Source organism: Pantoea sp. UYEF8 (genome assembly GCF_040546285.1).
GTDB classification, from domain to species: domain Bacteria; phylum Pseudomonadota; class Gammaproteobacteria; order Enterobacterales; family Enterobacteriaceae; genus Pantoea; species Pantoea brenneri.
In genome coordinates, this window is record NZ_JBEPNM010000029.1 from 1 (window position 1) to 10653 (window position 10653).

Below are 10653 nucleotides of genomic sequence, written 5' to 3' on the forward strand. Positions count from 1 at the left end.
ACTTTTGCTTTGCCACGGAACGGTCTGCGTTGTCGGGAAGATACGTGATCTGATCCTTCAACTCAGCAAAAGTTCGATTTATTCAACAAAGCCATTACGAACTGCTAATGAATGATAAACCGATAGATTCTTTAGCCTTCCAGCCTAAATCGGGGTCGGAAAAACTGGATAAACATGTCTATGCTCACATTCAGCAATATGAGCAGTATCTGGATTAATTGACGCGTGAATAGCGAAAAATAAAGGGAACGAGGCTGAAATCTTCGTTCCCTGTATGTGACCCCAATTACGCTTTGTGTCGACGTAACCAGATTAATTTATAGGCTGCCGGGATAATAAACATCGACAACAGCGGCGCGGTGATCATCCCGCCAATCATTGGTGCAGCAATGCGGCTCATGACTTCAGAACCCGCACCAGTGCCCCACAGAATCGGTAACAGGCCAGCAATAATTACCGCTACGGTCATCGCTTTAGGTCGAACACGGAGTACCGCACCGTGATAAAGCGCATCATCGAGTCCTGCTGGCGTGAATGTGGCCGGATCAGTCAGCTTAGGATCTTCCTCAATTGCATGACGTAAATACATCAGCATTACGACCCCAAACTCTGCGGCCACCCCTGCCAGTGCGATAAAGCCCGTTCCTGTTGCGACGGACATATGGAAGCCCTGCCAGTACAGGAACCAGATCCCACCAATCAGTGCAAATGGCAGACTCATCAATATCAGCAAAGCCTCATCGAAACGTCTGAACGCCAGGTACAACAAAACGAAGATAATCATAATGGTCATCGGGACCATCAACTTCAGTTTCTTGTTTGCGTGCTCCAGTAATTCGAACTGTCCTGAGAATGAGATACTGGTACCGGGCTTAAGTTTGACTTTTTCACTGATGACCGTTTTGAGATCATTCACCACTGAAACCATGTCACGGCCGCGCGCATCGATGTAAATCCAGCTTGCAGGGCGGGCATTCTCTGTTTTCAGCATGGTTGGGCCTGAGATAATCTTCACGTTTGCCACATCGCCCAAAGTAATTTGTTGCTTCATTGGGGTCAATATTGGTAGCTGCCTCAGTGCGTCAGGGCCATCGCGGAAGCCCTGAGGGTAGCGGATGTTTATTGGATACCGTGCGACACCTTCAACGGTTTCACCTACCATTGCCCCCCCAATGGCCGAGGAGACGAACAACTGAACATCACCGACCGTCATACCATAACGGGCTGCTTTCTCCCGGTTGATATTAACATCGATATACCGCCCGCCCTCCAGACGCTCTGCAAGTGCTGAGAACACGCCTGGAACCGTTTTGGCGACTTCTTCAATACTTTGTGCAGTAGCATCGATATCAGCCAGCACAGTGCCTGATACTTTGATGCCAATAGGACTTTTGATGCCGGTGGACAACATATCAATGCGGTTGCGGATAGGTGGAACCCAGAGGTTAGCGAGCCCAGGTAAGCGAACCGTCGTATCGAGCTCATCAATGATTTTGTCCAGCGTCATTCCTGGACGCCATTGATCCTGGGGTTTCAACTGAATGGTGGTTTCCACCATTTCCAACGGTGCAGAGTCTGTTGCGGTTTCTGCTTTACCCGTTTTACCAAACACAGAAGCCACTTCAGGGACTGTTTTGATCAGTTTATCGGTGGTTTGTAGCATAGCTGCGGCTTCGGCTGGTGAAATACCTGGAAGTGTTGAGGGCATATACAGCAAATCGCCTTCGTTAATATTCGGCAGAAACTCTCCCCCGACCTTACTCAACGGCCATATCACGGTAAATATGGACAGGGCAGCAACGACCAGCGTTAATTTTGGCCACTTAAGAACCTTAAGCAGCAATGGATGGTACATTTTTATCAGAAAGCGGTTCAGTGGGTTGCTCGTTTCGGCCGGGATTTTTCCTCTGATCCAAAAACCCATCAGAATAGGAATAACCATTATCGCCAGCGCCGCAGATCCCGCCATGGCATAGGTTTTAGTAAACGCCAGTGGTCCAAACAGGCGTCCTTCCTGCCCCTCAAGGGTAAAGATAGGAATGAAGGAAAGCGTGATGATAAGCAGGCTGATAAACAGAGCCGGGCCCACTTCCACCGAAGCGTCAGTTATCACTTTCCAGCGCGTTTCGTTATTTATTTGTTCACCTGGGTGACGATGTTCCCATTCTTCAAGCCGCTTGTGCGCGTTTTCTATCATGACAATGGCGGCGTCCACCATCGCCCCTACGGCGATAGCAATGCCTCCCAGAGACATAATATTGGCATTCATCCCCTGGAAGTGCATGACGATGAATGCAATACACAACCCAAGCGGAAGTGAAATGATGGCAACCAGGGCAGAACGCAGGTGCCAGAGGAACAGAGCGCAGACCACCGCGACCACAATAAATTCTTCAAGAAGTTTGTGGCTAAGGTTTTCGATTGACCGGTCAATAAGCTGGCTGCGATCATAGGTTGTCACCACTGACACACCTTCCGGCAGGCTGCTTTTCAGACTTTCAAGTTTGTCCTTAACCGCAGAAATTACTTCTCGCGCATTCTTACCTGAACGAAGAATAACCACACCACCCGCCACTTCACCTTCACCATTGAGCTCCGCAATTCCACGGCGCATTTCGGGTCCAATTTGAACGCGGGCGACATCTTTCAGGTAGACCGGTACGCCGTTTGCTCCTGATTTGAGCACGATATTGTTGAAGTCATCAATAGATTGCAGATAACCGCTGGCTCGCACCATATATTCAGCTTCAGCCATTTCGACAGAAGAGCCACCTGCTTCCTGGTTTGATGATCCCAACGCTTGTTTTACGTCAGACAGACTGATGCCGTACTGGGCCAGTTTCATCGGGTTTATCTGGATCTGGTACTGTTTTACGACCCCACCAACAGAAGCCACTTCTGCGACATTGGGAATGGTTTTCAGCTCGTATTTCAGGAACCAGTCCTGGAGTGAGCGCAATTCCGCAAGGTCATGCTTGCCGCTGTGGTCTACTAACGCATACTCGAAGATCCAGCCCACACCTGTCGCATCCGGGCCTATTTCGCTACTGACGCCTTCAGGCAACTTAACCTGATTCAGGTATTCCATGACGCGTGAACGGGCCCAGTACAGATCGGTACCATCTTCGAAAATAACGTATACATAGGAATCGCCAAACTGAGAAAATCCACGCACCGTTTTAGCACCAGGTACGGAAAGCATGGTGGTTGTGAGTGGGTAAGTGACCTGGTTTTCAACGAGCTGTGGTGCCTGCCCCGGATAGCTGGTTTTAATAATGACCTGTACATCGGAGAGGTCAGGTAAAGCATCAACTGGCGTATTGATTATAGTCCAGGTGCCCCAGACACTCAGGAACAGGGCGGCCATCATCACCAGAAAACGGTTAGCGACGGAGCGCCGGATAATCCATTCAATCATCGTTTTCTCCTCAGTGGCCTGCATGCTCGTTTGCTGGCGGGTTCGTCATCTCGGGTACCATCGACGCCGGTTTATCTGTATGACGCATACGATCTAACGCACCGGTAATGTTCGCTTCCGAGTCAATCAGGAAAAGGCCATTGACGACCACTGATTCACCTTCTGCCAGACCCGAGCCGATCCCTGTCTGGTCTTTTGACTCATGCAGTACTTGGATTTTTTTAGGCACGAACCGACCCTCACCATCGACGGTAATGACACGCTGTTCATTGCCGGTATCAATAATGGCCTGAGAAGGGATAAGCAACATTTCCTGGCTTTGAGTGTCGAGCTTCAGGTAGGCATTCATGCCGGGTTTGAGTAGCTCTTCTTTATTGTCAACCTGAAGTCGAACCTGGAGTGTTCGGGTGGTTTGATCGAGACTAGGAAGCGTACTCCATTTCTCGATAGTGAATGTTTTTCCCGGGTAGGCGGGTACAGAAACTTCAAACTGAGAGGAATCTTTCAGCAGATAAGCGATTGATTCAGGTACCGCAGCACTGATCCACACGGGGTCCATCCCCTGAATCTGGGCCACGACTTTGTCTTTTGAAATATTCATACCGGTTCTGAGATCAAATGCAGTGATGACACCATCAATCGGCGCTTTAATAGTGAAGCGAGTCTGAATGTTCCGTGAGTTGCGTAAGCGCTGAATGTCCTCTTCAGACATACCCGCAAGGCGAAGACGTTCTAGCACGCCTTTTATTTGCCCCGCTGAGCCACCCGTGCCAGACAGCAACAGGTACTCGCTTTGTGCCTCTACCCATTCAGGAATAGTGATATCAACCAGGGGAGCGCCCTTTTTCACGTTGTCACCAATGGTCAGTGGGTAGACTTTTTCGATAAACCCCTCTGAACGGGCCTGAACAATGACAAACTGATATTCGTTAAAACTGACATTGGCCGGAAGAGTTTGCGAATAGGTCAGGCGTCCGGTGCGGGCTTTTTCTGTCTTAAGCCCCAGATTCTGGACCTGGGTCGGATCAATACGGATACCCTGGCTATTGTCGCTCCCACCCTCATCGGCATATTTCGGCACCAGATCCATATCCATGAACGGTGATTTACCGGGCTTGTCGAATTTAGTATCGGGTTTCATCGGGTCATACCAGAACAGCACTTTACGTTCTGTTGATTGCGTTTCCGCTTTCTTCTCAGAAATCAAATAATGATAAACACCAACGGATATCACGCCTCCAATGATAAGACTGCTGATAATCATTGCAGTATATTTCAATTTTAAAGCACCCATATCTATTCCTGATGAGGCATTATAAAAACAGTTTAATTATCCGGAGGAGTCTTTTAAAAACGATAAACCAGTCTGCCATAAATGATGTCAGGCTGAAAAATAAAGACTCGTCAGGCGTTAATCAGGACTGGTTGGTTTTAATGTCCTGTAGCATGGATATATTGCCTTGCTGCACAAAAGTGAAGTCCACTTCACTGCCGACTTTCAGTGAAGCGATGCCTGAGTCCAGTGTCATAAAGGTGAAGCGCATACTCATGGCAGGCCAGCCAACAGCGGGGATGGCTTCATGGGAAATTGTGATTTTTTTATTAGTCAGATCAATCTCTTTTACCACCCCTTTGCTGCTAATAACTTGCTGCTGTGCAGGTGCCTCAGAGGCCATTTTCATCTCCCCCATATCGGCATGTTTCATTTCACTCGCGTAAACGCCTGAAGCCATCACAACAGAGAAGAGTCCAAATAAGGCGAATTTTGTTGAATGATGCATTTTAATTACTCCTGAGTTTTGTAAGTTAAAAGGTTATGCCGCCCATCCACCACCCAGTGCGGTGAACAGATTAATTTCATTGACTTGCTGCGAATATTTCAAATCCAGAATAGATTGTTGAGTCGAAAATAATGCTCGCTCAGCATCGATAACTTCGAGATAGCTCACTGCACCGCTGGAATATAAGCCTCGGGCACGCTGTAGTGTTATCTGAAGCGAGTCAAGATAACGAAGCTGTGCGGTTATTTGCTTGCTGATTGTTTCACGTAATGAAAGCGCATCAGCAACCTCCTTAAAAGCGGTCTGAATTTTTTGTTCATAGCTGACGACGGATTGTTGCTGGCGAACCTCCGCCAGTGTCAGGTTGGCTTTATTGCGGCCTGCATTGAAGATGGGTATCTCAATTTTAGGCATAAAATTCCATATGCCGCTGCCAGCACTAAACAGACTTGAAATATCCGAGCTGCTTCCTGAAATCCCGCCGGTTAATGAAACAGAGGGGAAAAAAGCGGCACGGGCAGCGCCAATATTGGCATCAGCGGCTTTAAGTGCATGTTCGGCCTCCATAATGTCCGGTCTTTGCAGCAGGATTTCAGAAGACAAATTTGTGGGAAGTTTTACTGGATTAACGTCCGCTGCTGCGACACGTTTATCATCAGGTAGTTTGTTATATTTACCGACAACCAACTGAAGCGCATTGTTTGCCTGCGCAAGCTCACCTTCTCTTTTGGCAATGTCGGCTCGAGTGCTTTCAATCAGCCCTCGCGCTTGTTCCAGCGCCAGTACGTTAGTACTGCCGGTGATGAGTTGCTGTTCAACAAAGGCATAAGATTGCTGATAGTTCTTCAGCGTTTCTCGGGCGATATGCAGCTGTTCGTAAGCCAGTCGCTGGTTGAAATAATTCTGTGAAACATTGGAAACGAGCAGAATATGCACCGCACGTTGCGCCTCTTCACTGGCAAAGAAATTCTGGCGGTCAGCCTCACTCAGGTTCTTCAGCTTGCCAAAAAAATCCAGCTCAAAGCTGACATCAAGTCCGGTGTTATATTCCCGGGTTGTGGCATTCTCACCGTTTAGCCCCCCCTTGTAGTTGGCCGCTAAAGAGGTATTCAACTGCGGATATCGGTCCGCATCGGTGACGTTATACTGCGCTCTGGCTTCTTGGACTTTCAGGGCTGCCATTCTGAGGTCCCGGTTGTTTTGTAATGCTTCTTCAATCAATAACTTTGCCTGAGGATCGGCAAAAAAGGTGCGCCAGCCTGTATCCTGGTAACCTGCTGTTGCCGGAACCAGTGAGTTTCTGGAGAGAGAGAATTGCTGTGGAACCGGGGATTCAGGGCGCTGGTAGTCAGGCTCAAGCGAAGTACACCCTGCCAGAATGAACAATGTCGTGAGCGTTAATTTTTTGAATTTGAACATGTCGCTGTTTGCCTGGCAGAGTGGGTGAAGATGTTGATGAACACATTACCGGAGCAACTCTGTTGGGTGAGTGACAGGATAATGACAAAGCTGTCATTTAACGGATAATTCGTTGATATCAGTCTGTTGCTCACTAGAATGACGACATCACATCAATGTGCATGCAGGAGGGAACATGAAAATTTTAATCGTAGAAGATGAAGTAAAAACAGGCGAGTACCTCAGTAAAGGGCTGACGGAATCAGGTTTTATCGTCGATCGGGCGGATAATGGATTGACCGGTTACCATCTTGCCATGACATCTGATTACGATCTGATAGTGCTGGATATCATGCTGCCTGACGTCAACGGCTGGGAAATCGTCAGGATGTTGCGGATGGCAAATAAGGGGATGCCTATTTTGCTTCTGAGCGCCCTGGGCACTATCGAGCACCGTGTTAAAGGCCTTGAGCTGGGCGCTGATGATTATCTGGTGAAACCTTTTGCCTTTGCAGAACTACTGGCGCGAGTCCGGACGCTGTTACGACGAGGCTCTGCTGTCATTGCTGAAAGCCAGTTCCAGGTTGCAGATTTGACACTTGATCTGGTGTCCAGAAAAGTGAGCCGGAAAGGGATTCGCATCTCATTGACCAGTAAGGAGTTCACTCTGCTGGAATTTTTTATCCGCCACCAGAGCGAGGTACTTCCGCGCTCACTTATCGCTTCGCAGGTCTGGGATATGAATTTTGACAGCGATACCAATGCCATTGATGTGGCGGTTAAGCGCCTGCGCGCCAAGATTGACAATGATTTTGAACCTAAGTTAATTCAGACTGTGCGTGGTGTGGGTTATGTTCTTGAGGTGCCCGATGAGGAGAAATAGCCTCAACCGTCGACCTTTCTCTCTCGCCACCCGACTGACCTTCTTTATTAGTCTTTCGACTATTATCGCATTCGTGGCATTTACGTGGGTTATGCTGCACTCGGTAGAAAAACACTTCGCTGAAAAAGATATCAGTGACCTGAAACAAATTAGCATCTCGCTGGAAAAGATACTTAGAGCTCCCGACGCTTCTGAACAACAGAAAACAGAAACAATCAGCAATATTATGGAAACCTACCATAATATTTCAGTATTACTTCTTGATGGGAATAAACAGGTGCTTTATCGCTCCATTGATGGCCCTGATCTTACACCTGCACTCCCCCCTGAAAATGCCCGACAGCCAACTGACTCAGAGGATATTTTTATCTTACCTAATGATGGGGAAAGCGTGGGTATGCATTCGGGTAGTCAGATGAGGAATATGACCTACCGCGTGATGACAACTTCCGTGAAAAAAACAGATAATACAGCATCTTCAGCCTATACATTACTGACAGCGCTTTCAATTGATTATCACCAGCACTATATCGACCAGCTAAAGCGCAATCTTATTGCCATAGCCTCAGTCATCAGCCTCATGATTATTTTCATTATATTATTTGCGGTTCACACCGCGCACCAACCTTTACGCAATGTCAGCCGGAAAATAAAAAGTATTTCCTCTGAGAATTTAGATGTCCGGCTTGATTCAGACCGTGTCCCCATTGAACTGGAGCAACTTGTTATTTCGTTCAACCATATGATTGAGCGGATTGAGGATGTCTTTACACGGCAGGCTAATTTCTCAGCAGATATCGCGCATGAAATACGAACCCCTATTACCAATCTGGTTACGCAGACTGAAATTGTGTTAAGCCAGACGCGTACAGATGAGGAGCTGAAAGACGTCCTGTATTCTAATCTTGAAGAATATAACCGGATGGCGAAAATGACCAGTGATATGCTATTTCTGGCACAGGCTGATAATAACCAGCTCATACCTGAAAGGGCGATGATAGACCTCCGGAGTGAAGTCATTAAAGTATTCGATTTTTTTGAGGCCTGGGCGGAAGAACGCGAAGTCAGTCTCAATGTTGAAGGTAGCGCATCTCGCGTTGAGGGCGATCCGCTGATGCTACGGCGTGTCATCAATAATCTCTTATCGAATGCTATTCGTTATACACCGCAAAAAATGACGGTAACCGTCCATGTCAAAGAACATCCTCAATGGGTTGATTTAATTGTTGAAAACCCTGGTACACCGATCCCTGAAGAACATCTGTCACGGTTGTTTGATCGTTTTTATCGTGTTGACCCATCAAGGCAACGAAAAAGTGAAGGGAGTGGCATTGGCCTTGCCATCGTAAAATCCATCGTGAATGCACACAAAGGAAAAATTAGTGTGACTTCGGATACTGTTTCAACCTGCTTTATTATTTCGCTTCCCGTAACAGCACCCGATCAATGCTAACCGAAAGACAAACAGCTATCCGTTGTTTGTCTTTTATTTCAAAATATTCAGCATATGACATATTTGTCATTATTCTGTCACGCATTCAACAGAACCCCTTCCTTATAATCTCTCTCAACAGATGATTCAGATGCTCTGAACATTTATCGCTTACACTTGAGGGAAAGACCATGAAAAAAATTCTAATTGCCGCCACTTTTGCTATGACTTTTGCTTCCTCTTCCTGGGCCGCAGAAAACATTAATGTGCACGGCCAGGTTAATAATGCCCAGGCACCGGCACATCAGATGATGTCAACCGATCAAAAATCAACGGTGAACGGTTCTGAATCCACAATGATGGACATGAACCAGCATGAGAAGGCGACTGTTGCTCATGAATCCATGAATAACAGCAATTCAAACGCCCATCAACAAATGGCGGATGAGCATAAAAAAATGATGGGTAATATGAATCAAGCGGGTGACACTACAGCGAAACCATTTTCAAAAATGAATGAGCATGAAAAGGCCGCGATTGCGCATGAAACAATGAATAATGGTCAGTCAGGTACACACCAACAACAGGCTGAAAAACATCGTAGTATGGAATCATCTAACTGATTGAGCTGCAATGAAACAGTCAGTTACCTCCTGACAGAGCCAACAGAGAGTATAAACAATCGGGAATTAATCCTGGGCAGGCTGATGTGTTTCGTGTTTTTTCAAGCGGAAATAGGTTGCCCGGGAAATACCGGTTTTCTCCATCACAATTTTGGCGGGCAGTTTTTGAACAATAAGTTCTCTGGCGATGACGGATTTTTGATGTGGTTTACGCCCGAATTTAACCCCAGCTTCCAGAGCAGCAAGCCGCCCTTCATTGGTGCGTTCCAGAATGCGTTCACGCTCAGCCTCGGCCACAGCAGCCAGTATCTGAATCACCATTTTCCCCATAGTACCTTCTGTACTCAGTCCATTCTCCAGAAACCGTATAGCGATCCCCTTTTTATAACAGGCATCAACAATGTTGATCATATCAGCGGTATTACGTCCAAGTCGGTCCATTTTGGTACACATGATGATGTCGTCTTTTTCCGCACGGGCAAGCAGCCTTTGTAAACCGTCGCGTTCGTCTGTCGCTCCCGACATTATGTCAGTAAAAATCCGATCATCTCTGACCCCTACAGATTTTAGTTCCGTAACTTGCGCCGTCAGTTTTTGATGGCTGGTTGATACCCTTGCATATCCCAGTAATGCCATATTGGTCTCACAAATCGATATTGATACTGAGTAGTATCATAAGGCATAAATCATGATTTTTGATACTCACGTTTAATATCATTTTCAGTAGTCTCAAAAATTATAATATCTGAGACTGTCAAAAATAGAGCAGATCGCCAGTTTACGAAAGGATGCACAATGAGTGATGATTTTCTGACCAGAGAACAGACAGAAAACTACGGTCGCTATGTGGCAGAGCCAAATGAGGTTCAACTGGCCCGATATTTTCATCTGGATGAGCGTGACCTTGCTTTTATTAATCAGCGACGGGGAAAACATAACCGTCTGGGGATTGCACTTCAACTGACTACGGCGCGCTTCCTGAGAACATTTCTTCCTGATCCCCTTCAAATTCCCTCATTCATCCGTTTTTACATTGCGGCACAGTTGAACATCAGCCGACCAGAGATCCTTTCCCGATATGCTGAAAGAGAAAATACCCGCTGGGAGCATCAGGGCCT

10 protein-coding genes are annotated in these 10653 nt (G+C 47.0%); 4 read left to right on the top strand and 6 right to left on the bottom strand.

All coding sequences use genetic code 11. From position 1 onward, the window contains the following. From ABIB18_RS23505 to ABIB18_RS23525, 5 genes are all read right to left on the bottom strand, one after another. On the bottom strand, positions 1–61 hold a 61-nt coding region (locus ABIB18_RS23505; RefSeq protein ID WP_225385476.1), incomplete at its 3' end, for a hypothetical protein. Between the two features lie 225 nt (positions 62–286). Then, on the bottom strand, positions 287–3418 hold the full coding sequence (locus tag ABIB18_RS23510; protein ID WP_354476015.1) for a CusA/CzcA family heavy metal efflux RND transporter: 3132 nt from the start codon (positions 3416–3418) through the stop codon (positions 287–289). Between the two features lie 10 nt (positions 3419–3428). Next, positions 3429–4712, bottom strand: coding sequence for an efflux RND transporter periplasmic adaptor subunit (locus ABIB18_RS23515; RefSeq protein WP_354476017.1), 1284 nt, complete (start codon positions 4710–4712; stop codon positions 3429–3431). 121 nt (positions 4713–4833) lie between these two features. Next, positions 4834–5199 carry a cation efflux system protein CusF gene (cusF, locus tag ABIB18_RS23520; RefSeq protein ID WP_094121202.1) on the bottom strand — a complete coding sequence of 122 codons (366 nt, stop codon included), beginning with the start codon at positions 5197–5199 and terminating at the stop codon, positions 4834–4836. Positions 5200–5232: 33 nt separating this feature from the next. Beyond that, entirely contained in the window at positions 5233–6618 is a 1386-nt protein-coding gene (locus ABIB18_RS23525) for a Cu(I)/Ag(I) efflux RND transporter outer membrane protein (RefSeq protein ID WP_094121203.1), read from the bottom strand. Positions 6619–6793: 175 nt separating this feature from the next. Here ABIB18_RS23525 and ABIB18_RS23530 point away from each other — a divergent pair, with 175 nt between their 5' ends. The 3 genes from ABIB18_RS23530 (at position 6794) to ABIB18_RS23540 (ending at position 9535) form a co-directional block, all read left to right on the top strand. Then, on the top strand, positions 6794–7480 hold the full coding sequence (locus tag ABIB18_RS23530; protein WP_354476019.1) for a copper/silver response regulator transcription factor: 687 nt from the start codon (positions 6794–6796) through the stop codon (positions 7478–7480). Beyond that, positions 7467–8933 (top strand): Cu(+)/Ag(+) sensor histidine kinase, encoded by a 1467-nt coding sequence (locus tag ABIB18_RS23535; protein ID WP_094121205.1) that lies wholly within the window; start codon positions 7467–7469, stop codon positions 8931–8933. Before ABIB18_RS23530 ends, ABIB18_RS23535 begins: the two co-directional genes overlap by 14 nt. 170 nt (positions 8934–9103) lie before the next feature. Continuing rightward, positions 9104–9535, top strand: coding sequence for a PcoE/SilE family metal-binding protein (locus ABIB18_RS23540; protein ID WP_094121206.1), 432 nt, complete (start codon positions 9104–9106; stop codon positions 9533–9535). A gap of 66 nt (positions 9536–9601) precedes the next feature. Here ABIB18_RS23540 and ABIB18_RS23545 read toward each other — a convergent pair whose 3' ends face one another. Further along, positions 9602–10171, bottom strand: coding sequence for a recombinase family protein (locus ABIB18_RS23545; protein ID WP_094121207.1), 570 nt, complete (start codon positions 10169–10171; stop codon positions 9602–9604). Positions 10172–10330: 159 nt separating this feature from the next. Here ABIB18_RS23545 and ABIB18_RS23550 point away from each other — a divergent pair. Next, positions 10331–10653: DUF4158 domain-containing protein (locus ABIB18_RS23550; protein WP_354476022.1), on the top strand; the 323-nt coding region annotated here is incomplete at its 3' end.